Origin of the sequence: Enterobacter cloacae complex sp. P16RS2 (assembly GCF_014982155.1) — a bacterium.
In the GTDB taxonomy this organism is placed as follows: domain Bacteria; phylum Pseudomonadota; class Gammaproteobacteria; order Enterobacterales; family Enterobacteriaceae; genus Enterobacter; species Enterobacter cloacae_M.
This window is the reverse complement of the sequence record NZ_JADCKW010000019.1, coordinates 117,267-142,523: the sequence shown is the minus strand read 5'-3', so window position 1 is coordinate 142,523 and position 25,257 is coordinate 117,267. Positions and strand designations below refer to the sequence as shown.

The window sequence follows — 25,257 nt, the reverse complement described above, 5'->3', positions numbered from 1 at the left end:
TTTGCCCGGTGGCGTTACGCCGCCGGGCGAGTGTGTTACGCCTGCTCTTTCGCGGCGGGTTTAGGCAGGAAGCCTTCCAGCACGATTAACGCGGCTCCAACGCAAATTGCGGTGTCGGCCAGGTTAAAGGTCGCGAAGTGCCAGTCGCCGACGTAGAAGTCGATCATATCGACCACAAAGCCGTGCCACAGGCGGTCAAACAGGTTGCCCAGCGCACCGCCAATGATCAGCGCGTAGGCGATGTTATTCAGCTTTTGCGTCGCCTTCGAGCGGTACATCAGCACCGCGAGGATCACACAGATACCGAGAGCGATACCCGCAAAGAACCAGCGCTGCCAGCCACCGCTGTCGGCAAGGAAACTAAACGCTGCGCCGTAGTTACGCGCGTAGTGCAGGTTAAGCGACGGGAACAGCGGAACCGTTTCCCCCAGAGCAAAATTCTGGAGGATCAGGAACTTGCTGCCCAGATCGATAATCAGCACCACCACAACCAGCCACAGCCAGCGCAGTCCTGTTGAACAGAGAGTTTTACTCATCAGGCAAACTTACGTTTTTCGCCGTCACCGGCGACGTTGCTTACACAGCGTCCGCAGATGTCTGCGTGTTCCGCCACCTGGCCAACATCGGTGGTGTAATGCCAGCAACGCGGGCATTTCTCACCGTCGGCTTTGCTCAGCGCGACTTTCAGTCCTTTGAGCAGTTCGCTCTGCTGAGCATCATCAGAAGCCTCGGCATAATCCGCAACTTTCGCGCCCGAGGTCAACAGGACAAATCGTAATTCATCGCCCAGCGCCGTCAGCTTCGCCGCCAGCTCCGGTTCGGCGTACAGCGTGACTGCCGCTTCCAGAGAGCCGCCGACTTTCTTGTCCGCACGCGCCTGCTCGATAACCTTGTTCACTTCGCCACGCACTTTCAGCAGCTCGTCCCAGAAGGCATCGTTCATCGCTTCGGTGCTGGAGAGATCGAACAGACCTTCGTACCACTCGCCCGTGAACACATACTTCTCACGGTCGCCCGGCAGGTAGCCCCAGATTTCGTCCGCGGTGAAGGACATGATCGGCGCCATCCAGCGAACCAGCGCTTCTGCGATGTGGAACAGCGCGGTCTGGCAACTACGACGCGCCACGCTGTCCGCTTTCGCGGTGTACTGGCGGTCTTTGATGATGTCGAGGTAGAACGAGCCCATCTCGATGGAGCAGAAGCGCATCAGGCGCTGCACCACTTCGTGGAAGTCGTAAGACTCATAGGCTTTCAGGATATCCTCCTGCGCCGCTTTCGCGCAGCCTACCGCCCAGCGGTCCAGCACCACCATCTCTTCCGGTTTCACCATGTCTTTTGCCGGATCGAACCCGTTCAGGTTCGCCAGCAGGAAGCGCGCCGTGTTACGGATACGACGATAGCTGTCGGCAGCACGCTTCAGGATCTCGTCAGACACCGCCATTTCGCCGGTGTAATCGGTAGAGGCCACCCACAGACGCAGAATGTCTGCGCCCAGCTTGTTCATTACATCCTGCGGAGAAACGGTGTTACCGATAGACTTGGACATCTTACGGCCCTGACCATCCACAGTGAAACCGTGAGTCAGTACCTGACGGTAAGGCGCTTTACCCTTCATGGCGGTGGAGATCATCAGAGATGACATGAACCAGCCGCGGTGTTGGTCAGAACCTTCCAGATACATGTCGGCGGCGTGACCGGCAAATTCCGGACGCACGTCAACGACTGAAGAGTGGGTAGAACCGGAGTCGAACCACACGTCCAGAGTATCTGGTACTTTTTCGTAGCTATCAGCGTCTGCGCCCAGGATGTCGCGAGAGTCGAGATCCCACCACGCCTGAATGCCGTCAACTTCGACGCGCTTCGCCACTTCTTCCATCAGTTCCAGAGTGTTCGGGTGCAGCTCCTGCGTCTCTTTATGTACGAACAGAGACATCGGCACGCCCCAGGTACGCTGACGGGAGATACACCAGTCAGGACGGTTAGCCACCATGGATTCGATACGCGCCTGGCCCCAGTCAGGGATCCACTGCACGCCTTTGATCTCTTTCAGAGACTGCTCGCGCAGGCCTTTCTGATCCATGCTGACGAACCACTGCGGGGTCGCACGGAAGATGATCGGGGTCTTGTGACGCCAGCAGCACGGATAGCTGTGCTGCATTTTTTCAACGTGCAGCAGCGCGCCGCTGGTGCGCAGCATGTCGACGATGATGTCGTTCGCTTTGAAGACGTTGATACCGTCCAGCGCCGGGTAGGTGCCAGGCAGATAAGAGCCGTCCGGGCCAACCGGGTTAGCGATTTCCAGACCGTACTTCAGGCTGATGTTGTAGTCGTCAGGACCGTGGCCACCGGCGGTATGTACAGCACCGGTACCCGCTTCCAGCGTCACGTGGTCGCCCAGGATCGCCGGAACGTCGAAGTCCAGGAACGGGTGTTTGAAGCGCATCAGCTCCAGCGCGTCGCCTTTCACGGTGCCCAGCACGGTGTAGTCGGTGATATGCGCGCGCTTCAGCACGCTCTCAACCAGATCTTTCGCCAGGATAACCGCCTGACCGTCAATCTGCACCAGCGCGTATTCGAACTCACCGGACAGGGAGATCGCACGGTTTGCTGGCAGGGTCCACGGGGTGGTGGTCCAGATCACCAAAGAGATCGGGCCGTTTACCGAGGAGACGCCAAATTTAGCCTTCACCGCATCCTGATCGACAGCGTTGAACGCCACGTCGATAGACGGAGAGGTTTTGTCGTAATACTCAACTTCCGCTTCTGCCAGCGCAGAACGGCAGTCCACGCACCAGTGCACCGGCTTAGCGCCTTTGTGCAGGTGGCCGTTACCGATGATTTTACCCAGCGCACGGATGATGTTGGCTTCAGTTTTGAAGTCCATGGTCAGGTACGGGTGCGACCAGTCGCCCAGCACGCCCAGACGGATGAAGTCAGCGCGCTGACCGTCAACCTGCGTGGCTGCGTATTCGCGGCACTTCGCACGGAACTCGGCGGCGGTGAACTTCTCACCCGGTTTGCCAAACTCTTGCTCCACTTTCAGCTCGATTGGCAGACCGTGGCAGTCCCAGCCAGGAACGTAAGGCGAGTCATATCCCGTGAGGCCTTTGGACTTCACGATAATGTCTTTCAGAATCTTGTTAACCGAGTGACCAATATGAATGCTGCCATTCGCATATGGAGGGCCATCATGCAGAATGAAGGTTTTTTTGCCTTTTTTGGCTGCACGAATGATGCCGTACAGGTCATCATCGGTCCAACGCGCCAGCATTCCCGGTTCGCGCTTGGCGAGATCGCCGCGCATCGGGAACCCTGTTTCCGGCAAATTCAGGGTTGATTTATAGTCACTCATCAGATTCTCGGTTCCGTATTTATCACGTAGGCAGTTAAGCCGGGTTCAAAGCCCAAAAAACTCGCGGGCCGTCAATTCATCTCGCGCAATTTGCGCTTTTAGTTCATCCAGCGAACCAAATCGCTGCTCGTTGCGTATTTTCTTACGCAGTATCACATCTATATGGCGACCATAGAGGTCCATTACAACGTCCAGCAGGTGCACTTCTAACTGTTGACGCACACCGGCGACGGTCGGACGCGTGCCAATGTTGGCGACGCCGTAGAACGGCTTATCGCCCAGTCCTGCCACTTCCACCGCATACACCCCTTTAACCGGGGAAACCTGACGACGCAGCGGTATATTCGCCGTCGGGAAGCCTATCGTGCGGCCCAGCGCATCGCCATGGACCACGCGGCCAGAGATAGTGAACGGATGCCCCAGCAGGGTTTCTGCCGTGTCCAGGTCATCATTAGCCAGCGCCTGACGCACCGCCGTGCTGCTGACGCGCACGCCGCCTTCGCAGAAGGTCATCGCGCTGGTGACGTCAAATCCGTACTCCAGACCAGCCTTCTGTAATAGCAAGAAATCGCCCTGACGACCAGCGCCAAAGCGGAAATCATCACCCACGGCAAGAAACTGTACGCCAAGACGCTTAACCAGCAGGTCGCTGACGAAATTTTGTGCTGTCAGCGCGGCAAAGCGACGATCGAAACGTAAACACAATACATAGTCCACGCCGGACTCCGCCAGATAGCGCAATTTCTCGCGCAGGCGAGTGAGTCGGGCGGGAGATTTATCGCCCGCGAACAGCTCCAGCGGCTGCGGCTCGAAAATCATCACTACAACGGGCAGGCCGCGGGCCTCCCCTTCTTTACGCAATCCCTGCAACAGCGCCTGATGACCACGATGCACGCCGTCGAAATTACCAATAGTCAGCACGCACCCGTGTGGCGCGCTGCTGAGATTATGTATGCCGCGTATCAGCTTCATGTCTGGCTCAAAACAGTGAAAATCGCCAAAGTATACCTTGTACAGCGGTTAAGGTTAACCGGCGATTGTTCGCGCAAAACAGAAAGCCGTAATGATTTCATCAGGCTGACCTTTCGCAGCGAAAAAATCTGCTCCTGAACTGCGATTTTTATGCCGAAAGGCTGTATTCAGGGAAGACAAGCTGGTAGAATCCTGCGCCATCACTACGTAACGTAGCGTCGCTAATTAACGGCGCTTATTTGCACAAATCCATTGACAAAAGAAGGCAAAGAGGGCATATTCCTCGGCCTTTGAATTGTCCACATAGAACATATTTGGGAGTTGGACTTGGCTAATATCAAATCAGCTAAGAAACGTGCCGTTCAGTCTGAAAAGGCTCGTAAGCACAACGCAAGCCGTCGCTCTATGATGCGTACTTTCATCAAGAAAGTATACGCAGCAATCGAAGCAGGCGACAAAGCTGCAGCGCAGAACGCATTTAACGAAATGCAACCAATCGTGGATCGTCAGGCTGCTAAAGGTCTGATCCACAAAAACAAAGCAGCGCGTCATAAAGCAAACCTGACCGCGCAGATCAACAAACTGGCTTAATCGCTACTTGTTGTTGCTTGTTTAAAGAACCCGCTTAACGCGGGTTTTTTTATGCCTTCAAATTGCCGGTGGCGTAAACAGCACCGAGTAGTCACGATTGCAGATTCGCTGCACCGCCGGGTGCTGAATCATTCTTTCGGCAAATATGGCGTGATACTCCTCCATCACGTTATCCACTCTGCCTATCTCCGTAATCTTATCGTCCGAATAGAGATCGTGCGCGTACAGCGTCGGCGCAACGAAGATCGCATTATGCGCTTCGCCAAAGGCTTTCATCAGCGCCGCATCGTCGAACTCACCGAGGATTTCTACCTTCAGCCCCTGCGAATTAAACCAGTTCAGCAGCTTGCGTCCGAGCATGGAACGTCTTCCCGGCACCAGCAGACGGCGCTCTTCAAGGCACGCGGGGAACGGTTTCTCCGGCGGCGGATTAATGCACCAGAAGTTCACGCCGCATTCGCCAATCTTCACCGAGAACAGCCCTTCCTGCTGGGTGGAGTCAATCGGGCAGTCCGAGATAATCATGTCCAGCTTGTGCTGGCTCAGCTGCTCCAGCAGCATCTCGTGGGTGGATTCAAAGCAGCGCAGGTGGATTTGCTCGTCTTCGACTACCGCCGCATCCAGCACGCCGCTCACCAGCCTCTTGGACAGCGCATCCGCCACGCCCACGTCAAAGAGCAGGTTCGACTCTTTGCGATAGTTGACGATATCCAGCATCTCCTGGCTCAGGGTGAACATTTTGTCCGCATAGCGGAACACCAGTTCACCCAGTTCGCTGGGTTCAATCCCACGCCCCTTTCGCTTGAACAGCTTGCCCTGCAGGCGCTCTTCCAGGGCCTTGATTTGCCCGGTGATGGTTTGCGGAGTCAGGTAGAGCGCCTCTGCCGCCCCCACCACCGAGCCCTGTTTGTAGACGTGCCAGAAGTAGTACAGATGGTTGTAATTTAAATGAGACATCGCGTCTTCTCTCCCTGAGTGTGTATCGGGAGAAGGATCGCCTCCTCCCGGTGTTCCGTTATGCCTGGACGGCCTGTCCGGACAACTTCACCTTCAACAAGGTATAACCGATTACCGCGGCCAGTAATGACCCGATGAGAATGCCGAGTTTAGCCCAGACGATAAGCTCAGGCGCATGCGCACCAAACGCCAGCGTCGAAATAAAGATCGACATCGTAAACCCGATTCCACACAGCACGCCGACGGCCATAATCTGCGAAAACGCGGTGCCATGCGGCAATGACGCCAGCTTCAGCTTCGTCGCCAGCCAGCAGAAGAGGCTAATGCCCAGCGGCTTACCGATAAACAGCCCGGCAATGATGCCCAGCGGCAGCACGGACGTCAGCCCGTCCAGCGTCACGCCGCCGAGGGAAACGCCCGCGTTGGCAAACGCAAACAGCGGCAGGATCATAAAGGCAACCCACGGGTGCAGCACATGCTCCAGCTGTTTGGCAGGCGACTTGCCGTCCTGCGGTTTAAGCGGCACGAAGAAGCCCACAATCACGCCTGCCAGCGTGGCGTGCACGCCGGATTTCAGCACCGCCGTCCACAGCACCATCCCCACCAGGATATAGATACCGATGCGGCGAACATTGAAGATGTTCAGCAACGCCAGCACCGCAATCGCCCCGGCGGCGACGCTCAGGGACAGGATCGACAGATCGCTGGTGTAGAACAGCGCGATAATCACAATGGCGCCCAGGTCATCGATGATCGCCAGCGCCATCAGGAAGATTTTCAGGGCCACCGGCACGCGGCTACCGAGCAAGGCTAAGACACCGAGCGCAAAGGCGATATCCGTCGCGGCCGGGATCGCCCAACCGTCACGCGCAACAGGATCCTGCCAGGTGAACGCCAGGAAGAGCAATGCCGGAACGACCATTCCGCCGATGGCTGCGATCACAGGAAACGCCGCACGCTGGCGGCTGGCAAGCGAGCCCAGAACCAGCTCACGCTTAACCTCAAGACCCACCAGCAGGAAGAATACCGCCATTAGCGCATCGTTGATCCACAGCAGCATGTTCTTGTTAATTTCCAGCGCCCCGACCTTCAGCTCAACGGGCGTTTCCAGAAATGCATGGTAGAGATCCTGCGTGATGCCAAGGTTAGCCAGCACCATCGCGGTCGCTGCGGCAATAATCAGGATCACGCCACCGGACGCCTCACTGCTAAAGAAACGGTGTAGTAATTTCATTTAAGTTCTCTCTTTTACAACAATACCTCGATAAAACCATAATACCAAGTCAAATAGCTCGGCAAAAACAGATTAATATTGAGGATAAACTCAGTTTAACCGAGCTATACGCGCAAATAAAAAAGCCCGGAATCGCTTCCGGGCTTTTGCGGATGAAAACCAGCTGATCGATTAGCGGGTCAAATCATCGAAGAATTTTTTGACGCCATCGAAGAAGCTTTTGGAGCGCGGGCTGTTTTTCTCACCCGTCGGGCCGCCGAAGCTCTCCTGCAACTCTTTCAGCAGCTGTTTCTGCTTGTCGTTCAGGCCAACCGGCGTTTCCACGACGACGCGGCAAAGCAGGTCGCCCTGCGCACCACCGCGAACGGATTTAACGCCTTTCCCGCGCATGCGGAACAGCTTACCGGTCTGGGTCTCGCCCGGGATCTTCAGATTGACGCGACCATCCAGCGTCGGTACTTCGATTTCACCGCCCAGTGCCGCCATCGCAAAGTTGATCGGCACTTCGCAGTACAGGTTGTTCCCTTCACGCTCAAAGATAGCGTGCTGTTTCACCTGCACCTGGACGTACAGATCGCCTGCCGGTGCGCCGTGCTCGCCTGCTTCGCCCTCACCTGCCAGACGGATGCGGTCGCCCGTATCCACGCCGGCCGGGATCTTAACGGACAGGGTCTTGGTTTTCTCAACGCGACCGTGGCCGTGGCATTTGGTGCACGGATCTTTGATCAGCGTACCGCGACCGTGACAGTGCGGACAGGCCTGCTGCACCGCAAAGAAGCCCTGACGCATCTGTACCTGACCCGAACCATGACAGGTTGGACAGGTTTGTGGCTGCGTACCCGCTTTCGCACCGCTGCCGTGGCAAACGTCACACTCTTCCAGCGTTGGAATACGGATCTCTTTGGTTACGCCGCGAACGGCCTCTTCCAGCGTCAGCTCCATGTTGTAGCGCAGGTCCGCGCCGCGCGCCGCGCGCTGACGACCACGGCCGCCGCCGAAGATATCGCCGAACACATCGCCAAAGATATCGCTGAAGTCAGCGCCGCCGCCAAAGCCGCCGCCACCGAATCCACCGCCGCCCATGCCGCCCTGTTCAAAGGCTGCGTGACCGTACTGGTCATAGGCCGCACGTTTTTGTGCATCGGTCAGGACTTCGTAGGCTTCTTTGATCTCTTTAAATTTGGCTTCAGCCTCTTTGTCACCCTGGTTACGGTCCGGGTGGAATTTCATGGCCAGGCGCTTATACGCCTTTTTGATTTCACGCTCTTCCGCAGTTTTCGGAACGCCTAAAATCTCGTAATAGTCTTGCTTTGCCATTGGTTTTTTTAAGCCCCTTAACATGCGAGCACGGGCGTGGAGAGTTCTCCTACGCCCGTGCCGATTAATTACCCTGCATCAGGGCGATTATTTTTTATCTTTAACTTCTTCGAACTCAGCGTCGACAACGTCGTCGTCTTTCGCGTTGTTCGCCGAAGAGTCAGCGCCCGCCTGCTGTTGAGCGTGCTGCTGCTGAGCGATTTCCATCAGCTTCTGAGAAGCCTGTGCCAGTTCCTGCATCTTCGCTTCGATGTCCGCTTTATCTTCACCTTTCAGTGAGGATTCCAGCGCACTCAATGCAGCTTCGATAGCAGTCTTGTCTTCCGATGGCAGTTTATCGCCTGCTTCTTCAACCTGCTTACGGGTGCTGTGCAGCAGATGGTCACCCTGGTTGCGGGTCTGAACCAGCTCTTCGAACTTACGGTCGGATTCCGCGTTAGCTTCGGCATCGCGAACCATTTTTTCGATTTCAGCTTCGTTCAGGCCAGAAGATGCCTTGATGGTGATCTTCTGCTCTTTACCGCTGTTTTTGTCTTTCGCAGACACGTGCAGGATACCGTCAGCATCGATATCGAAGGTGACTTCGATCTGCGGCATGCCGCGCGGTGCCGGGTTAATACCGTCCAGGTTGAACTGACCCAGAGATTTGTTATCCGCCGCACGCTTACGCTCACCCTGCAGCACATGGATGGTTACCGCAGACTGGTTGTCTTCAGCGGTAGAGAACACCTGGCTGTGCTTGGTTGGGATGGTGGTGTTTTTGTTGATGAGCGCAGTCATCACACCGCCCATGGTTTCGATACCCAGAGACAGCGGGGTAACGTCCAGCAGCAGTACGTCTTTAACTTCGCCGGTCAGTACGCCACCCTGAACCGCAGCACCGATAGCCACTGCTTCGTCCGGGTTAACGTCTTTACGTGGCTCTTTACCAAAGAACTCAGCCACTTTCTTCTGCACCATTGGCATACGGGTCTGGCCACCAACGAGGATAACGTCGTTGATATCAGACACGGACAGGCCAGCGTCCTGCAGAGCAACTTTCAGCGGCTCGATAGAACGGTTCACCAGGTCTTCTACCAGGCTTTCCAGTTTCGCACGGGTCACTTTGATGTTCATGTGTTTAGGACCGGTCGCGTCTGCAGTGATGTACGGCAGGTTAACGTCGGTCTGCTGAGCAGAAGACAGCTCGATCTTCGCTTTCTCAGCGGCTTCTTTCAGGCGCTGCATAGCCAGCGGGTCGTTACGCAGGTCAATGCCCTGATCTTTCTTGAACTCGTCAACGAGGTAGTTGATCAGACGGGTATCGAAGTCTTCACCACCCAAGTGGGTATCACCGTTGGTTGCCAGAACTTCGAAGGTTTTTTCGCCGTCAACTTCGTCGATTTCGATAATAGAGATATCGAAGGTACCACCACCCAGGTCGTAAACCGCGATAGTACGGTTGCCGACTTCTTTATCCAGACCGTAAGCCAGTGCAGCCGCGGTTGGTTCGTTGATGATACGTTTTACTTCCAGACCTGCGATACGGCCAGCATCTTTGGTTGCCTGACGCTGAGCATCGTTGAAGTAGGCAGGTACGGTGATAACAGCTTCAGTTACCGGCTCACCCAGGTAATCTTCAGCGGTTTTCTTCATTTTTTTCAGCACTTCAGCAGAGATCTGCGGTGGTGCAGTTTTGGTGCCTTTCACATCAAGCCATGCATCGCCGTTATCTGCCGCGATGATTTTGTAAGGCATGATGGAAACGTCACGCTGAACTTCTTCGTCCTGGAAGCGGCGACCGATCAGGCGTTTAATCGCAAACAGGGTGTTTTGCGGGTTTGTCACTGCCTGACGTTTAGCCGGCTGACCAACCAGAGTTTCACCATCCTGGGTATAAGCAATGATAGAAGGCGTGGTGCGATCGCCCTCGGCGTTCTCCAGCACGCGTGCAGTAGTGCCATCCATAATCGCTACACAAGAGTTGGTAGTACCCAGGTCGATACCAATAATTTTACCCATCTAAACGTCTCCACTAAAAATTCAGTCAACATGTGGTTGTGTACCTGTAATAAGGGCAGAACGTGCTTTTTCAACTGCCCAGATTTGATTTTTTTCAGGTCCACACACTGCGGTTGACTACAAGATGGGGTCGCGACGGCATCCATCAAGGGGCAAGCATAAAAAAAATTTTAATTTCACCCTGATGAGATCATAGACGCCACCGATTGCGCCCATTATGATGCCGCGCCCAGTCAGGGAGAACTGACGCGGGTTTAACCATTTCACCATATTAATGATGATTTTTTTGAGGACTTATGGGCAACACTAAGTTGGCTAATCCGGCTCCGCTGGGCCTGATGGGTTTTGGCATGACCACTATCCTGCTGAACCTGCACAATATCGGGATGTTCCCGATGGATGGCATCATCCTGGCGATGGGCATTTTTTACGGCGGTATCGCACAAATCTTCGCGGGCCTGCTGGAATATAAGAAAGGCAATACCTTCGGCTTAACCGCATTCACCTCTTACGGTTCTTTCTGGCTGACCCTGGTTGCCATTCTGCTGCTGCCTAAAATGGGCATGGCAGACGCGGCAAACGCCCACTTCCTGGGCGTTTACCTGGGCCTGTGGGGCGTCTTCACCCTGTTCATGTTCTTCGGTACCCTGAAAGGTAACCGCATGCTGCAGTTCGTTTTCCTGAGCCTGACCGTGCTGTTCGCCCTGCTGGCGATTGGGCACCTGGTGGATAACGAAGGCATCGTTCATGTTGCAGGCTGGATTGGTCTGGTTTGCGGCGCAAGCGCTATCTACCTCGCAATGGGTGAAGTGCTGAACGAGCAGTTTGACCGCACCATTCTACCGATTGGTGAAAAACACTGATCCCTCTGTCGTGTCCGCCTCGCGGGCACGACATCCCCCCGCCTGACGAAGCCAAAATCCTAATACCAGCCCCATCAGCGAGAGCGCGAGTACATACCAGGCTGGCGCCATCGGCGACACGCCCATCAGCACGGTAACCGCAATCGGCGTCAGCCCGCCAAAAATGGCATACGACACGTTATAGGAAAATGAGATCCCGGTGAAGCGTACCTCCGGCGGGAATGCGCGGACCATCACGTACGGTACCGCCCCGACAACGCCCACGCACAGCCCTACCGTGCCGTACAGCAGGAACAGCTGTTCAGGATGGCTGCCCGCCAGATGGTAAAACGCCCAGCTTGATGCGGCCAGTAACAGGCTGCCGACGATAAAGGTAACGCTGGCGCCGAAACGATCTGCCGCCAGCCCGGCGGCCAGACAGCCAAAGCAGAGCATGATTGTCGCGATACTGTTCGCCTGTAGCGTCACGGCAGGAGCGAAACCGTACTGCTTTTGCAGCCACACCGGAGACATCAATATCACCACCACAATGCCCGCCGAGAGCAGCCAGGTGAGCAGCATCGACACCACCACCGCTTTTTTATGGCGTACCACGACCGCCTTCACCGGCAGCTCCTGCGCCAGCGCTTTGCGCTGCTGCATCTCGAGGAAAATCGGCGTCTCCTGCAGCCAGCGGCGCAGGTACATCGCGACCAGACCAAACGCCCCGCCCAGCAGGAACGGAATACGCCAGCCCCAGTCGTGCACGGCCTGCTGCGTCATGCTGGTGTTTACAATTGTCGCGACGACGGAACCGAGCAAAATCCCTACTGTTAACCCCGCGGTTAAGGTTCCGCAGGCGATACCAATGCGGCGCGCCGGAACATGCTCCGCGACAAACACCCATGCGCCCGGCACTTCACCGCCAATCGCCGCGCCCTGAAGGACGCGCATCAGCAACAGCAGCAACGGAGCAAGAATGCCCATCGAGGCATAGGTGGGCAGCAGACCAATGGCCAGCGTCGGCACGGCCATCAGCAGAATGCTAAGGGTAAACATCTTCTTGCGCCCGACCAGATCGCCAAAGTGGGCCATGATAATGCCGCCCAGCGGACGCGCCAGATATCCGGCGGCAAAAATGCCGAAGGTTTGCACCTGACGCAGCCATTCCGGGATATCCGCCGGGAAGAAGAGTTCTCCCACCACGGCGGCGAAGAAAACAAAGATGATGAAGTCGTAAAACTCCAGCGCGCCGCCTAAGGCCGCGAGCGTGAGAGTTTTGTAGTCCTGTCGATTCAGAGGTCGGGTGTTATGTGACATAGCGAACCATTTGCGTGTGTTGTGGATTTATTTTTACAGCAATCGTAAAGAAAAAATTACTATACCGTAAAAGCTTTACCACGCTATCGCCGCTTCAGCTAATGCCACATATTGGTTAATTTCAGGAGATTGTTTCGCGGCGTGCGTTTTTCGGGCGAAAAGCTGCTACCACTTTCTCATCAGTTTCCACATACGGACCGTCTAGCAGCTGTATACAATACGGTACACTCGCAAAGATGCCGTGAACGAGGACGCTGCCATCTTCCGCCTTCAGCCCTTCCAGCGTCTCTTTGATCGACTTCGGCTGCCCCGGCAGGTTCAGGATCAACGCCTGCTTGCGGATCACCCCCACCTGGCGGGAAAGAATGGCCGTCGGGACAAAGTGTAGACTTATCTGGCGCATCTGTTCGCCGAAGCCCGGCATTTCACGATCGGCAATCGCCAGCGTTGCGTCCGGCGTCACGTCGCGGCGCGCGGGGCCGGTTCCGCCCGTCGTCAGAACAAGGTGGCAGCTCATCTCATCCACCAGCTCGCAGAGCGTCTGCTCAATGATCGGCTGTTCGTCAGGGATCAGGCGGGTCTGAATGTCGAAGGGGGTGGTCAGCGCGCTGCCAAGCCACTCTTCCAGAGCGGGGATGCCTTTATCCTGGTAAACACCGCTGGAGGCGCGGTCAGAAATCGACACTAAGCCGATGCGTAAGGTATTCATATCCATTCCATTCAAAAAGTACTGATTAAAGGGAATGATACACGCAGAGAGGAGATTCAGACAGGGTACGAAAGAAGTCGCGTGACCGGGAACCCGGTCACGCAGAATGATTACAGCAGGTCGCCGATCATTTTTTCCAGTTTGCCCTGGTCAACAGCAAACTTACGGATACCGTCCGCCAGCTTGTCTACAGCCATTGGATCCTGGTTGTGCTGCCACAGGAACTCGGATTCGGTGATGCGCTCTGGGCGAGCTTTCACTTCACCGGTGTAAGACAGCTTACGCTCGATGGTACCTTCGCTTTCTGCCAGCTCTTTCAGCAGTGCAGGAGCGATGGTCAGGCGGTCACAGCCAGCCAGCTCGATGATTTCACCGACGTTACGGAAGCTTGCGCCCATAACCACGGTCTCATAGCCATGCTGTTTGTAGTATTCGTAGATTTCAGTAACAGAAACCACGCCTGGATCTTCAGCCGGCGCGTACTCTTTCTTATCGGTGTTGGCTTTGTACCAGTCCAGAATACGGCCCACGAACGGAGAAATCAGGTATACGCCTGCTTCTGCACATGCGCGCGCCTGCGCGAAGGAGAACAGCAGGGTCAGGTTACAGTTGATACCGTCTTTTTCCAGCTGCTCTGCCGCGCGGATACCCTGCCAGGTAGAAGCCAGTTTGATCAGGATACGGTCGTTGCTGATGCCAGCGTCGTTGTACATTTTGATCAGACGTTTCGCTTTCGCGATAGACGCTTCGGTGTCGTAGGAGAGACGTGCATCCACTTCGGTAGAGATACGGCCAGGAACCAGTTTCAGGATTTCCAGACCGATGTTCACTGCCAGCTTGTCGGTAGCGTCCACAACCTGCTGCGCGCGGTCGCTGCTCTGTGCTTTCGCCCAGGTCACTGCGTCGTCAATCAGTTTGCGATACTCAGGGATCTGTGCGGCGTTAAGGATCAGAGAAGGGTTAGTTGTGGCATCCTGCGGCTGGTACAGCTTCATTGCCGCGATATCTCCGGTGTCAGCTACGACAGTGGTGAACTGACGAAGGGAGGTCAATTTATCCGTCATGATAGTGTTTCTCTTTTAACGTGCCCTGGATAATTCACGCTACCGACAGCATGCCTGCAGCGGAAAAATGACAGGTTTACTTGTTAGGGGGATGTAACCGGTCTGCCCTGATGATAACACGAGTGAGAGGCAGCGCAACCGCAGACAGTGCGCTTAGGTAGAGTATGGTAAACTCGGAAGATTAACAGGCTGCTAAGCAACAGCATGCCCAATCAGTGGTAGCGCTTACATATTCACTTTGGCATCAACAAGAGGGACGTTAATGCCTGATTTCTTTTTCTTTATTAACGAAGTCCTGTGGGGTTCGATAATGATTTACCTGCTTCTGGGAGCAGGTATTTGGTTTACGCTACGCAGTGGGTTTATCCAGTTTCGTTATATTCGCAAGTTTGGCAGAAGTCTGAAAAACAGCGTTACGCCCCAGCCGGGCGGATTAACGTCGTTCCAGGCACTCTGTACCAGCCTGGCGGCACGCCTCGGCAGCGGGAATCTGGCGGGCGTTGCGCTGGCCATCAGCGCCGGTGGGCCAGGCGCGGTTTTCTGGATGTGGGTAACGGCGCTACTCGGGATGGCAACCTCCTTTGCGGAAAGTTCGCTCGCCCAGCTGTATAAAGAGAAAGATAAAAACGGCCAGTTTCGCGGCGGTCCTGCCTGGTACATGGCGCGTGGCTTAGGGATGCGCTGGATGGGCGTTCTGTTCTCGCTTTTTTTACTGCTCGCGTACGGCCTTATTTTTAATACCGTCCAGGCAAATTCTGTCGCCAATGCCCTGCGCTATGCCTTCTCCTGCCCGGAGTGGATCGCCGGTATCGTGTTAGCCCTCGTCGTTTTGCTCACCATTTCAGCCGGTCTCAGGGGCATCGCCCGCCTGATGCAGTGGCTGGTTCCCGTTATGGCGCTGCTTTGGGTTGCCGCGAGCCTGTTCGTCGCCGCGCTGCATATCGACCAGGTGCCGGGCGTGATTGCGACCATCGTCAAAAGCGCATTTGGCTGGCGCGAGGTGGCCTCCGGGGCGCTGGGCTACACCTTCAGCCAGGCGCTGATGGCGGGTTTTCAGCGGGGCATGTTCTCCAATGAAGCCGGAATGGGGTCAACCCCCAACGCGGCCGCTGCCGCCTCTTCCTGGCCGCCGCACCCGGCGGCACAGGGCATTGTGCAGATGATTGGCGTCTTTACCGATACCATTATCATCTGCTCCGCCAGCGCCATGATTTTGCTGCTGGCAGGCCCCGTCCCGCATTCTTCTGGTACCGCCGGGATACAGCTTCTCCAGCAGGCGCTGGTGAATCTGACCGGCGGCTGGGGAGCTGGATTTGTCTCGCTCGTCCTGGTGTTGTTTGCCTTCAGTTCGATTGTGGTGAATTACCTCTACGCCGAAAATAACCTTATCTTCCTGAAACTCGACTCCCGCGCCGCAATCGGAACCCTGCGTCTCGCGGTCATATTGATGATCATCGCTGGCTCCTTCCTCAGTATGCCGCTGGTCTGGCAGCTGGCCGATATCATTATGGCGCTGATGGCGATCACGAACCTCACCGCTATCCTCCTGCTCTCGCCCGTTGTGACCCTGATTGCCAGAGACTATCTGCGTCAGCGCAAACTCGGCGTTCCGCCGGTATTTGATCCCGCCCGCTATCCCGACGTTAAGGCGCAGCTTGCCCCCGGTACGTGGGATGATTTGCCGCGGCAATAACAGCTATCGATCAATTCAGGGCGATTTTTTGCTAAAGTCGCTCTAAATTTCCTGCAAGGACTGGATATGCTGATTCTGATTTCACCTGCAAAAACGCTCGACTACCAGAGCCCGCTCGCCACCGAGCGCTATACCCAGCCTGAACTGCTGGACTACTCGCAACAGCTGATCCGCGAAGCGCGTAAACTCTCTGCGCCGCAAATCGCCTCGCTGATGAGCATCAGCGACAAGCTGGCCGATCTTAACGCGACCCGCTTTCACGAGTGGCACCCGGATTTCACCCCGGCGAACGCTCGCCAGGCGATTCTGGCGTTTAAAGGTGATGTCTACACCGGCCTGCAGGCGGAAGATTTTAGCGAAGCCGATTTCGATTTTGCCCAGCAGCATCTGCGCATGCTGTCGGGACTGTACGGCGTACTGCGCCCGCTGGATCTGATGCAGCCGTATCGTCTGGAGATGGGGATTCGCCTGGAAAATGCCAAAGGCAAAGATCTGTACCATTTCTGGGGCGATATCATTACCGACAAACTGAACGCGGCGCTGCACGCTCAGGGCGACAACGTGGTGATTAACCTGGCATCCGACGAATACTACAAGTCGGTGAAGCCGAAAAAGCTGGATGCGGAGATTATCAAACCGGTATTCCTCGACGAGAAGAACGGTAAGTTCAAGGTGATCAGCTTCTACGCCAAGAAAGCGCGCGGCCTGATGAGCCGCTACATCATCCAGAACCGCCTGGCGAAGCCGGAGCAGCTGACCGCCTTCAACAGCGAAGGCTATTTCTTTGACGAAGAAGCGTCAGGGAAAGGCGAGCTGGTGTTTAAGCGCCACGAGCAGTAAAACAAACCCCGCCAGCTGGCGGGGTTTTGCATTAATGGTGTTTCCAGTCCGGGCCGCGATCGTCGCGGTGGTCATCGTGGTGATGGTCATCGTGACGATCGTCGTGTTTACGATGCTCATCATGTGGACGCCAGTGGTTATCACGCCAGTCATAATGCGCCTTCCACCAGTCGTGGTCGCGCCAGCGGCCGCCGTCCCAGTAATGACCGTTGTTATCCTGGTCGCCAATCTGCAGTTTGACCGCCGGTACGAGGGTAATTTCAGATGCCTGAACCGCCATGGGGGCGGCCAGCACCAGTGAAAGCGCGATGAGTGCAGGTTTCAGTGTAGACACAGGTGACTCCTTATTCTTCTTGCCCAACGTGGGCCGATGTAAGGAGATTACGCGAGGGGAACGGGGGATGTTATTCTCTGCAATCCTAAACGCTAAGTGACCGCATTTATTGGGAATATCTGCTTTTTTCCTGCTTTTTCTCTCCTTAATTTCTCCATAAAAAAGCCGGGTGGCGCTGCGCTTACCCGGCCTACGATTAGGTCGTCGTGGTCATTGTAGGCCCGGTAAGGCGTAGCCGCCACCGGGCAACACAATCACGCGCGGGTCATCATCAGCTTACGCAGCGCGGCAAAGTCTACCGGCAGTTCATGGGACAGCAGAGGCAGGTCGGCGCGCTCGGCCAGCTCTTTCGGCAGCGGCAGCGTTTCGCCCAGGATTGCCTCCACGCTCTCTTTGAACTTCGCCGGATGCGCGGTGCCCAGGAACAGGCCATATTCACCCGGGTTAAGCTGGTCGCGCAGCGCGCGGTAGGCAATCGCCGCGTGCGGTTCAGAGGTATATCCCACCGCCTTCAGCTCGCGCATGGTGGATTTGGTAGTTTCATCCGTCACCGCGGCATAGCCCAGGTCGCCCAGACGCCAGATCTTACGGCGGAACAGCTCTTCCACGCGCGGCCAGTTGTTCGGCTGAGACACATCCATCGCGTTGGAGAGGGTCGCCTGCGTGGCGTTCGGCGCCCACTTCCCGTCTTTCAGGAAGCGCGGCACGGTGTCGTTGGCGTTGGTCGCGGCGATAAAGCGTTTCACCGGCAGACCCAGGGATTTTGCCAGCAGCCCTGCCGTCAGGTCACCGAAGTTACCGCTCGGCACGGAGATCACCAGCTGGTTGCGCGCTTCCTGCGGCAGCTGCGCCACCGCTTCGAAGTAGTAGCAGATCTGCGCCAGCAGACGGCTGATGTTGATGGAGTTCGCAGAGTTAAGACCCAGAGCTACCTTCAGCTCTTCGTCGTCGAAGGCCTGCTTGACCAGCGCCTGGCAGGCATCGAAATCACCGTCAATTGCCACGGTTTCAATGTTGCCGCCGAGGGTACAGAACAGTTTTTCCTGCAGCGGGCTGATTTTGCCTTTCGGATAGAGGATCACCACGCGGACGTTTTTCAGGCCGTAGAACGCGTGTGCCACCGCCGCGCCGGTATCGCCGGAGGTTGCGGTCAGGATGGTCACCGGCTTGTCGCCGCTGATGTGGGTCAGCATCTGCGCCATAAAGCGGCCGCCGAAGTCTTTAAACGCCAGGGTTGGGCCGTGGAACAGCTCCAGACAGCCCACGTCAGGCTCAACCTGCTGAACCGGCGCCGGGAACGCGAATGCCGCGCGTACGCGCTCTTCCAGCAGCTCCTGCGGAATTTCATCGCCGATAAACGCGGACAGAATTTTGGTGCTGCGGGTGATGAAGTCCTGCTTCAGCAGGTCATCAATCTCGGTCAGCTGGAATTCCGGCAGGTCATGCGGGAAGAATAGCCCCTGGTTTTTGCCCAGCCCCTGAGTTACCGCCTGCGCGAAGCTGACCTGCTCGTTATGATCTTTAAGGTTATAGAGTTTCATTAATTATCCCAGTACTCGTGCGCCAGCCGTGTCCAGACGGCAAATATGAACAAAGCCTTCCTGATTTTGCAGGTAGTGTTTAGAGAGCCAGTCCGCCACGCGCTGCGCAGTGTCTGCCTTGTCGCACAGGGCGAACAGCGTCGGGCCGGAGCCGGAGATGCCGCACGCCTGCGCGCCGATATCCATCGATGCCTGTCGCGCCTCGTTAAAGCCAGGCAGCAGCTTCGTGCGGTACGGCTCGGCAATGACGTCCTTCATCAGCTTCGCCGCCAGCTGCGGCTGACGGGTGTAGCAGGCGTGGATAAAGCCCGCCAGATGACGCCCGTGGGCGATACAGTCCTGACGACGATACTGCGCGGGCAGGATCGCACGCGCTTCCGCGGTAGAGACCTTAATGCCCGGATAGGCCAGCACCCACAGCCACTCATCAAACCCTGGCACCTGCTGGCTGATGATGCCATTTTCTTCGATCATCAGCTGCATGCCGCCGAGGAAGCACGGCGCCACGTTGTCATAGTGAATGCTGCCGGAGATGCGCCCTTCCAGCTCGCCCATTAAGCCCAGCAGGCGGTTGTTGTTCAGCGGCTTGCCGCAGTGCTCGTTCATTGCCACCAGAGCGGCGACCACCGAACAGGCGCTGGAACCCAGCCCCGAGCCAATCGGCATACTTTTTTCCAGCGTCATAGCGACCGGCACGTTTTTACCGATCTCCTGACAGAAGCGTTCCCAGCACTGATAGACGATGTTCTCACGCGGGTCGGACGGCAGTTTGCTGGCGAAGCGGCCCACGTTGTTCAGGCTGAAGCTGTCTGCCGCTTCCACCGTGACCGTATCGCCCAGCAGCGAACCATCCACCGGCGTCACCGCCGCACCCAGCACGTCAAATCCGACGCTCATATTCGCGCTGGAAGCCGGGGCATAAACTTTGACCATGTTAAACTCCTAACTTCCATGACAGGGTACGCAGCAGATCGGCAAACACACCCGCCGCCGTAACATCGTTCCCTGCGCCATAGCCGCGAAGCACCAGCGGCAGTGGCTGATAATAGTGGCTGTAAAACGCGAGGGCGTTTTCGCCGTTTTTGACTTTGTACAGCGGGTCGTTGCCATCCACTTCGGCAATCTTCACCCGGCACACGCCATCTTCTTCAATGTTGCCAACATAGCGCAATACCTTACCTTCATCACGGGCTTTCGCAACGCGAGCGGCAAAAGCATCGTCAAGCTGCGACAAATTTGCCATGAATGCAGCGACATCACCGCTGCTGTCAAATTCTGCCGGCAGCACGGGTTCAATCACGATATCGGAAAGCTCAAGTTCACGGCCCGTTTCACGGGCGAGGATCAGCAGCTTGCGCGCCACGTCCATACCGGAAAGGTCGTCACGCGGATCCGGCTCGGTATAGCCCAGCTCGCGCGCGGCGCGGGTGGCTTCCGACAGGCCCATCCCCTCATCCAGCTTGCCGAAGATAAACGACAGCGAGCCGGAGAGAATGCCGGAGAAACGCTGCAGTTCGTCGCCCGCGTTCAGCAGGTTCTGCAGGTTCTCGATAACCGGCAGGCCGGCACCCACGTTGGTGTCGTACAGGAACTTGCGGCGCGACTTGCTCGCCGCCAGACGCAGCTGGTGATAGTAATCCATCGACGAGGTGTTGGCCTTTTTGTTCGGCGTCACCACGTGGAACCCTTCGCGCAGGAAGTCGGCATACTGATCGGCCACCGCCTGGTTCGAGGTACAGTCGACGATCACCGGGTTAAGCAGATGATACTCTTTCACCAGACGGATCAGGCGGCCCAGGTTGAACGGCTCTTTCGCCTCGCTCATCTCGGCCTGCCAGTTTTCCAGGTTAAGGCCATGCACATTGGTCAGCAACGCTCTGGAGTTGGCAATCCCGCAGACGCGCAGATCGATATGTTTCTTCTTCAGCCACTCCTGCTGACGCTTCACCTGCTCCAGCAGCGCGCCGCCCACCCCGCCGACGCCAATCAGGAACAGCTCGATAACCTGATCGGTGTTGAACAGCATCTGGTGAACCACGCGTACGCCGGTGGTGGCGTCATCGTTGTCCACGACAACAGAAATTGATCGTTCTGACGAGCCCTGGGCAATCGCCACGATATTGATGTTGGCGCGCGCCAGCGCGGCAAAGAACTTGGCGGAAATACCGCGCAGCGTGCGCATGCCGTCGCCGACCACGGAGATAATCGCCAGGCGTTCCTGAATGGCGAGCGGCTCCAGCAGCTCTTCTTTGAGTTCCAGATAGAACTCCTCCTCCAGCGCGCGACGGGCGCGCAGGCAGTCAGCCTGCGGCACGCAGAAGCTGATGCTGTATTCGGAAGAAGACTGGGTAATCAGCACCACCGAGATACCGTTGCGGGACATAGCCGCAAAGACGCGCGCCGCCATGCCGACCATCCCCTTCATCCCCGGACCGGAGACGCTGAACATCGCCATGTTGTTGAGGTTGGAGATGCCTTTCACCGGCAGACCGTCCTCATCAGTACTCGCGCCAATCAGCGTACCCGGCGCCTGTGGGTTACCGGTATTTTTAATCAGGCAAGGGATCTGGAACTGAGCAATCGGGGAGATGGTACGCGGGTGAAGCACTTTGGCGCCGAAGTAGGAAAGCTCCATCGCTTCCTGGTACGACATCGACTTCAGCAGTCTGGCATCGGGTACCTGGCGCGGGTCGCAGGTATAGACGCCGTCGACGTCAGTCCAGATTTCACAACAGTCCGCGCGTAAGCAGGCGGCCAACACGGCGGCGGAGTAGTCAGAGCCGTTACGGCCCAGCACCACCAGCTCACCCTTCTCGTTACCGGCTGTGAAGCCTGCCATCAGGATCATATGGTCAGACGGAATTTTGCTGGCGGCGATACGGCGGGTTGATTCGGCGATATCAACGGTGGATTCGAGGTAGTGGCCCACCGCCAGCAGTTTTTCAACCGGATCGATCACGGTCACGCTATGACCGCGCGCTTCCAGCACGCCGGCCATGATGGCGATAGAGAGTTTTTCGCCCCGGCAGATCAGCGCCGCGTTGACGCTGTCCGGGCACTGGCCGAGAAGGCTGATGCCGTGCAGGACATGTTTGATTTGCGCGAATTCCTGCTCAACGAAGGACTTCAGCTGAGCGTGCGGGAAGCCAGGCAGCGCCTCTGCCAGCCCTTGCAATAAATCAGCGAAGATACGTTCTGCGTCGCTGATGTTCGGGAGTGCATCCTGGCCACCGATGGTTTTTTCAATCATCGCCACCAGATGGTTCGTGATTTTTGCCGGGGCAGAGAGCACGGTAGCAACCTGCCCCTGCCTGGCGTTGCTTTCCAGGATATCGGCAACACGCAGAAAACGTTCTGCATTTGCCACTGATGTACCGCCGAACTTCAACACTCGCATGGTTCTACCTCGTTTCCTTTAGCCGAAAAAAAAGCCCGCACTGTTCAGGTGCGGGCTTTTTTTTGTTTTTCCTGTACGCGTCAGCCCGCATCGTTACCTGTGGTAATGATGATGGTTGTGGTAATGGTGGTGATGCTGATGCGTTTCATGGATGTTGTGTACTCTGTCATTATTATCTGTCTGTCCTGTATTCTTTTAGGGTTAAAGGATCGAGCACCTTAAGTCAACGAATTTTTAATTTGATCACAATTCGGGAGACTCTCACGTCCCGCTGTTTGCAGATTTATTTTCATCCGATTCGCCCAATAGCAACCCTTCTGGACAGACTTATTCGCCATAGTAAAAACTTATGACAGGATTTTACTCCGCCAATTTTTTTTCAATATCGTGCAGCAAACGGTGCAGCATTGCGGTGTCCCGCTGCTCAAGACGGCCCAAACGCTGCTGCAGCCAGTCAGCCATTTTCTGATCGTCCGCTACCCCCAGCTGAAACAAGAGTTGCTCAACGCGAGCGCGCAGCGCAGCCAGCTGATTTTCATTTGCCCCTTCTGCCGGAGGTTGGGGGATTTGTATTAGGGAGGCTAATTGATAGCAGTAGACCATGACCGCCTGGCCTAAATTCAGGGAGGGATAATCGGCGACCATCGGCGCACCGGTAAGAACGTCCGCCAGCTCCAGCTCTTCGTTGGTTAATCCTGAATCTTCGCGACCAAACACCAGGGCGGCTTTATCCAGCCACTGGCTTTTCTCACTCAGCATCGGCACCAGCTCCGCTGGCGTGGCATAGTAATGGAACTTCGCACGGCTGCGCGCGGTGGTCGCAACGGTAAACGAAATGTCGTGCAGCGCATCAGCAAGCGTAGCGTAAGTGGTTATATTATCGAGGATATCGCCCGATCCGTGCGCGACCCAACGAGCTGCAGGCTCCAGGTGGGCAGTGCTGTCCACGATACGTAAATCGGTGAACCCCATGGTCTTCATGGCACGCGCGGCAGCGCCTATATTTTCGGCTCTGGCTGGGGCAACCAGTACAATCGACAGATGCATTTATGCTCTCTTTTTAATCAGTTAGCGGGTAAAAATGTGATGCACTTCAACATATTACGCAGCGCGAATTTACAAAATTGCAACACAAATCACCGAAATAGCGTTTCATAACAAATTAAAAACGCTAAACTATTCCTTGTCTGAACAATCAGTTAGAATGTTAACAGAACACTATTATCCCTATGTTTTATAATGATAATAGCAATATGAATACCCTATTCTGATTGGATTCGCTTCGTTTATAAATCAATGTCCGCAACTAGTTGGTTTATTGAAAAATTGTGACAAAGGCTAGCATTCCGCTACGATGATTTCATCAAACTGTTAACGTGCTACAATTGAACTTGATATATGTCAACGAAGCGTAGTTTTATTGGGTGTCTGGTGTCACTTAGCCTGTTATGTTGCTGTTAAAATGGTTAGGATGACAGCCGTTTTTGACACTGTCGGGTCCAAAGGGAAAGTACCCAAGACCAAGCTAATGATGTTGTTGACGTTGATGGAAAGTGCATCAAGAACGCAATTACGTACTTTAGTCACGTTAAGCCGATCATGTTAATTTGCGACATGCATCAGGCAGGTCAGGGACTTTTGTACTTCCTGTTTCGATTTAGTTGGCAATTTAGGTAGCAAACATGCAGACCCCGCACATTCTTATCGTTGAAGACGAGTTGGTAACACGCAACACGTTAAAGAGCATTTTCGAAGCAGAAGGCTACGATGTCTTTGAAGCGACCGATGGCGCAGAGATGCATCAGATCCTTTCTGAAAATGATATCAACCTGGTGATCATGGATATTAACCTGCCGGGCAAAAACGGTCTTCTTCTGGCGCGCGAACTGCGCGAGCAGGCGAACGTCGCGTTAATGTTCCTGACGGGCCGTGATAACGAAGTTGATAAAATTCTTGGCCTGGAAATCGGTGCGGATGACTACATCACCAAGCCGTTCAATCCTCGCGAGTTAACCATTCGTGCACGCAACCTGCTGTCCCGCACCATGAACCTGGGTACGGTCAGCGAAGAGCGTCGTAGCGTAGACAGCTACAAATTCAACGGCTGGGAACTTGATATCAATAGCCGTTCGTTGATTAGCCCGAACGGTGAGCAGTATAAACTGCCGCGCAGTGAATTCCGCGCGATGCTGCACTTCTGCGAAAACCCGGGAAAAATTCAGTCCCGTGCAGAACTGCTGAAGAAAATGACCGGCCGTGAGCTGAAGCCGCACGACCGTACCGTAGACGTGACCATCCGTCGTATTCGTAAGCATTTCGAATCTACGCCAGATACGCCGGAAATCATCGCCACCATTCACGGCGAAGGGTACCGTTTCTGCGGCGATTTACAGGAATAATCCCGCAGTTAATGCATTAAAAAACGGCGCTTATGCGCCGTTTTTTTATTCCCGCCAGGGCATAATCGGCACCGCGCTGATCGCGTTTTTCGGTGACCCTTCCACCACTTTGTCAGAATAGGCCAGGTAGGCCAGCGTATTGCGTTTGGCATCGTAGAAACGCACAACCTGCAGCTTTTTGAACACCAGCGAGGTCCGTTTCTGGAATACCACGTCGCCCTGCGCTTTGCCGTTTTTAATTTTGTCGCTCAATTCAACCGGGCCCACCTGCTGACAAGAAATCGCCGCATCGGAGGTATCTTCCGCCAGTCCCAGCCCGCCTTTGATACCGCCCGTTTTCGCGCGGCTGACGTAGCAGGTGACGTTTTTCACGTCCGGATCGTCAAACGCCTCCACCACGATTTTGTGGTCCGGGCCGAACATTTTGAACACGGTATCGACGGAGCCAATCTGTTCTGCCTGCGCCACGCGCCCAACCATCAGCATCAACGCGGTGAAGATCAAAGTCTTGTATTTCATATTGTTACCATTCTTTAAAATTACACTGAGCAATTATTCAACACTTTAGACAAAAATGTAGCAAGATCACAGGATTAGAATATATCTGCCTGTAATGTGCTCTAAAAAGCATGAATGCGCAAAAAAAACACTGAATGCTAAAACATCAAAAAATGCTATTATCCGCTAACCTGTT

Annotated in this window: 23 protein-coding genes, 1 pseudogene and 1 other annotated feature; of the genes and pseudogenes, 5 read left to right on the top strand and 19 right to left on the bottom strand. The window is 55.5% G+C overall.

Translation table 11 applies throughout. The features are described from left to right. Positions 1-35 precede the first annotated feature (35 nt). The 4 genes and pseudogenes from lspA to INF68_RS23240 all read right to left on the bottom strand — a co-directional run bounded on the left by lspA (position 36) and on the right by INF68_RS23240 (position 4,550). On the bottom strand, positions 36-536 hold the full coding sequence (lspA, locus tag INF68_RS13825) for a signal peptidase II (protein ID WP_023310352.1): 501 nt from the start codon (positions 534-536) through the stop codon (positions 36-38). Continuing rightward, positions 536-3,352: an isoleucine--tRNA ligase gene (gene ileS, locus INF68_RS13820; protein WP_126786320.1), complete on the bottom strand. Its 2,817-nt coding sequence runs from the start codon at positions 3,350-3,352 to the stop codon at positions 536-538. The genes lspA and ileS overlap by 1 nt, the downstream gene beginning before the upstream one ends. Before the next feature lie 45 nt (positions 3,353-3,397). After that, entirely contained in the window at positions 3,398-4,324 is a 927-nt protein-coding gene (ribF, locus tag INF68_RS13815; RefSeq protein ID WP_023310350.1) for a bifunctional riboflavin kinase/FAD synthetase, read from the bottom strand. Between the two features lie 7 nt (positions 4,325-4,331). Next, a pseudogene (locus INF68_RS23240) lies at positions 4,332-4,550 on the bottom strand (DUF2575 domain-containing protein). Between the two features lie 101 nt (positions 4,551-4,651). Here INF68_RS23240 and rpsT point away from each other — a divergent pair. Further along, positions 4,652-4,915 (top strand): 30S ribosomal protein S20, encoded by a 264-nt coding sequence (gene rpsT / locus INF68_RS13810; RefSeq protein ID WP_003856458.1) that lies wholly within the window; start codon positions 4,652-4,654, stop codon positions 4,913-4,915. A 57-nt stretch (positions 4,916-4,972) separates the two neighbouring features. On the opposite strand, the gene nhaR is transcribed toward rpsT, so the two are convergent. From nhaR to dnaK, 4 genes are all read right to left on the bottom strand, one after another. After that, complete coding sequence (gene nhaR, locus INF68_RS13805) at positions 4,973-5,872, bottom strand: transcriptional activator NhaR (protein ID WP_193525328.1); 900 nt, start codon at positions 5,870-5,872, stop codon at positions 4,973-4,975. A 58-nt stretch (positions 5,873-5,930) separates the two neighbouring features. Beyond that, complete coding sequence (nhaA, locus tag INF68_RS13800; RefSeq protein ID WP_126786319.1) at positions 5,931-7,106, bottom strand: Na+/H+ antiporter NhaA; 1,176 nt, start codon at positions 7,104-7,106, stop codon at positions 5,931-5,933. Positions 7,107-7,277: 171 nt separating this feature from the next. Further along, positions 7,278-8,423 (bottom strand): molecular chaperone DnaJ, encoded by a 1,146-nt coding sequence (dnaJ, locus tag INF68_RS13795; protein WP_014830600.1) that lies wholly within the window; start codon positions 8,421-8,423, stop codon positions 7,278-7,280. A gap of 87 nt (positions 8,424-8,510) precedes the next feature. Then, positions 8,511-10,424 carry a molecular chaperone DnaK gene (gene dnaK, locus INF68_RS13790; RefSeq protein WP_126786318.1) on the bottom strand — a complete coding sequence of 638 codons (1,914 nt, stop codon included), beginning with the start codon at positions 10,422-10,424 and terminating at the stop codon, positions 8,511-8,513. Positions 10,425-10,720: 296 nt separating this feature from the next. On the opposite strand from dnaK, the gene satP reads away from it, so the two are divergent. Beyond that, positions 10,721-11,287 carry an acetate uptake transporter gene (gene satP / locus INF68_RS13785; protein ID WP_023334461.1) on the top strand — a complete coding sequence of 189 codons (567 nt, stop codon included), beginning with the start codon at positions 10,721-10,723 and terminating at the stop codon, positions 11,285-11,287. Here the strand turns inward: satP and INF68_RS13780 are convergent. The 3 genes from INF68_RS13780 to tal all read right to left on the bottom strand — a co-directional run bounded on the left by INF68_RS13780 (position 11,264) and on the right by tal (position 14,359). After that, the gene (locus INF68_RS13780) at positions 11,264-12,586 is read right to left on the bottom strand and encodes an MFS transporter (protein ID WP_063439484.1); all 1,323 of its coding nucleotides are present in this window, start codon (positions 12,584-12,586) and stop codon (positions 11,264-11,266) included. The two genes, satP and INF68_RS13780, sit on opposite strands and share 24 nt — an antisense overlap. Positions 12,587-12,707: 121 nt before the next feature. Then, positions 12,708-13,295, bottom strand: coding sequence for a molybdopterin adenylyltransferase (gene mog, locus INF68_RS13775; protein WP_023310343.1), 588 nt, complete (start codon positions 13,293-13,295; stop codon positions 12,708-12,710). Positions 13,296-13,405: 110 nt separating this feature from the next. Continuing rightward, positions 13,406-14,359, bottom strand: a complete 954-nt coding sequence (gene tal, locus INF68_RS13770) for a transaldolase (protein ID WP_126786317.1) — start codon at positions 14,357-14,359, stop codon at positions 13,406-13,408. Positions 14,360-14,621: 262 nt separating this feature from the next. Here tal and INF68_RS13765 point away from each other — a divergent pair, with 262 nt between their 5' ends. Then, positions 14,622-16,052 carry a sodium:alanine symporter family protein gene (locus INF68_RS13765; protein WP_126786316.1) on the top strand — a complete coding sequence of 477 codons (1,431 nt, stop codon included), beginning with the start codon at positions 14,622-14,624 and terminating at the stop codon, positions 16,050-16,052. Between the two features lie 66 nt (positions 16,053-16,118). Next, positions 16,119-16,892 carry a peroxide stress protein YaaA gene (yaaA, locus tag INF68_RS13760; protein WP_126786315.1) on the top strand — a complete coding sequence of 258 codons (774 nt, stop codon included), beginning with the start codon at positions 16,119-16,121 and terminating at the stop codon, positions 16,890-16,892. Positions 16,893-16,923: 31 nt separating this feature from the next. Here the strand turns inward: yaaA and INF68_RS13755 are convergent, their stop codons facing one another. The 7 genes from INF68_RS13755 to yjjY form a co-directional block, all read right to left on the bottom strand. Then, positions 16,924-17,226, bottom strand: coding sequence for a DUF2502 domain-containing protein (locus tag INF68_RS13755; RefSeq protein ID WP_023310339.1), 303 nt, complete (start codon positions 17,224-17,226; stop codon positions 16,924-16,926). A gap of 254 nt (positions 17,227-17,480) precedes the next feature. Continuing rightward, positions 17,481-18,767, bottom strand: coding sequence for a threonine synthase (thrC, locus tag INF68_RS13750; RefSeq protein WP_126786314.1), 1,287 nt, complete (start codon positions 18,765-18,767; stop codon positions 17,481-17,483). A gap of 3 nt (positions 18,768-18,770) precedes the next feature. Beyond that, positions 18,771-19,700 carry a homoserine kinase gene (gene thrB / locus INF68_RS13745; RefSeq protein ID WP_048225593.1) on the bottom strand — a complete coding sequence of 310 codons (930 nt, stop codon included), beginning with the start codon at positions 19,698-19,700 and terminating at the stop codon, positions 18,771-18,773. Position 19,701: 1 nt separating this feature from the next. Next, the gene (thrA, locus tag INF68_RS13740; RefSeq protein WP_126786313.1) at positions 19,702-22,164 is read right to left on the bottom strand and encodes a bifunctional aspartate kinase/homoserine dehydrogenase I; all 2,463 of its coding nucleotides are present in this window, start codon (positions 22,162-22,164) and stop codon (positions 19,702-19,704) included. 24 nt (positions 22,165-22,188) lie between these two features. Next, positions 22,189-22,306, bottom strand: a sequence feature (Thr leader region). Then, positions 22,245-22,313: a thr operon leader peptide gene (gene thrL / locus INF68_RS13735; RefSeq protein WP_015572623.1), complete on the bottom strand. Its 69-nt coding sequence runs from the start codon at positions 22,311-22,313 to the stop codon at positions 22,245-22,247. It overlaps the preceding feature by 62 nt. Positions 22,314-22,524: 211 nt before the next feature. Continuing rightward, the gene (locus INF68_RS13730) at positions 22,525-23,211 is read right to left on the bottom strand and encodes a tRNA/rRNA methyltransferase (RefSeq protein ID WP_126786312.1); all 687 of its coding nucleotides are present in this window, start codon (positions 23,209-23,211) and stop codon (positions 22,525-22,527) included. A gap of 399 nt (positions 23,212-23,610) precedes the next feature. Further along, the gene (gene yjjY, locus INF68_RS13725) at positions 23,611-23,751 is read right to left on the bottom strand and encodes a protein YjjY (protein WP_085928893.1); all 141 of its coding nucleotides are present in this window, start codon (positions 23,749-23,751) and stop codon (positions 23,611-23,613) included. A 95-nt stretch (positions 23,752-23,846) separates the two neighbouring features. Between yjjY and arcA the strand changes: the two genes are divergently transcribed. Continuing rightward, complete coding sequence (gene arcA / locus INF68_RS13720; protein ID WP_003856501.1) at positions 23,847-24,563, top strand: two-component system response regulator ArcA; 717 nt, start codon at positions 23,847-23,849, stop codon at positions 24,561-24,563. Positions 24,564-24,608: 45 nt separating this feature from the next. On the opposite strand, the gene creA is transcribed toward arcA, so the two are convergent. Then, the gene (gene creA, locus INF68_RS13715) at positions 24,609-25,082 is read right to left on the bottom strand and encodes a protein CreA (RefSeq protein ID WP_032660778.1); all 474 of its coding nucleotides are present in this window, start codon (positions 25,080-25,082) and stop codon (positions 24,609-24,611) included. Between the last annotated feature and the right edge of the window lie 175 nt (positions 25,083-25,257).

Bases quoted from the DNA above. Each gene is read 5' to 3' on its own strand.
- lspA (WP_023310352.1), bottom strand. From the start codon at position 536: ATGAGTAAAACTCTCTGTTCAACAGGACTGCGCTGGCTGTGGCTGGTT.
- ileS (WP_126786320.1), bottom strand. From the start codon at position 3,352: ATGAGTGACTATAAATCAACCCTGAATTTGCCGGAAACAGGGTTCCCG.
- ribF (WP_023310350.1), bottom strand. From the start codon at position 4,324: ATGAAGCTGATACGCGGCATACATAATCTCAGCAGCGCGCCACACGGG.
- nhaR (WP_193525328.1), bottom strand. From the start codon at position 5,872: ATGTCTCATTTAAATTACAACCATCTGTACTACTTCTGGCACGTCTAC.
- nhaA (WP_126786319.1), bottom strand. From the start codon at position 7,106: ATGAAATTACTACACCGTTTCTTTAGCAGTGAGGCGTCCGGTGGCGTG.
- dnaJ (WP_014830600.1), bottom strand. From the start codon at position 8,423: ATGGCAAAGCAAGACTATTACGAGATTTTAGGCGTTCCGAAAACTGCG.
- dnaK (WP_126786318.1), bottom strand. From the start codon at position 10,424: ATGGGTAAAATTATTGGTATCGACCTGGGTACTACCAACTCTTGTGTA.
- satP (WP_023334461.1), top strand. From the start codon at position 10,721: ATGGGCAACACTAAGTTGGCTAATCCGGCTCCGCTGGGCCTGATGGGT.
- INF68_RS13780 (WP_063439484.1), bottom strand. From the start codon at position 12,586: ATGTCACATAACACCCGACCTCTGAATCGACAGGACTACAAAACTCTC.
- mog (WP_023310343.1), bottom strand. From the start codon at position 13,295: ATGAATACCTTACGCATCGGCTTAGTGTCGATTTCTGACCGCGCCTCC.
- tal (WP_126786317.1), bottom strand. From the start codon at position 14,359: ATGACGGATAAATTGACCTCCCTTCGTCAGTTCACCACTGTCGTAGCT.
- INF68_RS13765 (WP_126786316.1), top strand. From the start codon at position 14,622: ATGCCTGATTTCTTTTTCTTTATTAACGAAGTCCTGTGGGGTTCGATA.
- yaaA (WP_126786315.1), top strand. From the start codon at position 16,119: ATGCTGATTCTGATTTCACCTGCAAAAACGCTCGACTACCAGAGCCCG.
- thrC (WP_126786314.1), bottom strand. From the start codon at position 18,767: ATGAAACTCTATAACCTTAAAGATCATAACGAGCAGGTCAGCTTCGCG.
- thrB (WP_048225593.1), bottom strand. From the start codon at position 19,700: ATGGTCAAAGTTTATGCCCCGGCTTCCAGCGCGAATATGAGCGTCGGA.
- thrA (WP_126786313.1), bottom strand. From the start codon at position 22,164: ATGCGAGTGTTGAAGTTCGGCGGTACATCAGTGGCAAATGCAGAACGT.
- INF68_RS13730 (WP_126786312.1), bottom strand. From the start codon at position 23,211: ATGCATCTGTCGATTGTACTGGTTGCCCCAGCCAGAGCCGAAAATATA.
- arcA (WP_003856501.1), top strand. From the start codon at position 23,847: ATGCAGACCCCGCACATTCTTATCGTTGAAGACGAGTTGGTAACACGC.
- creA (WP_032660778.1), bottom strand. From the start codon at position 25,082: ATGAAATACAAGACTTTGATCTTCACCGCGTTGATGCTGATGGTTGGG.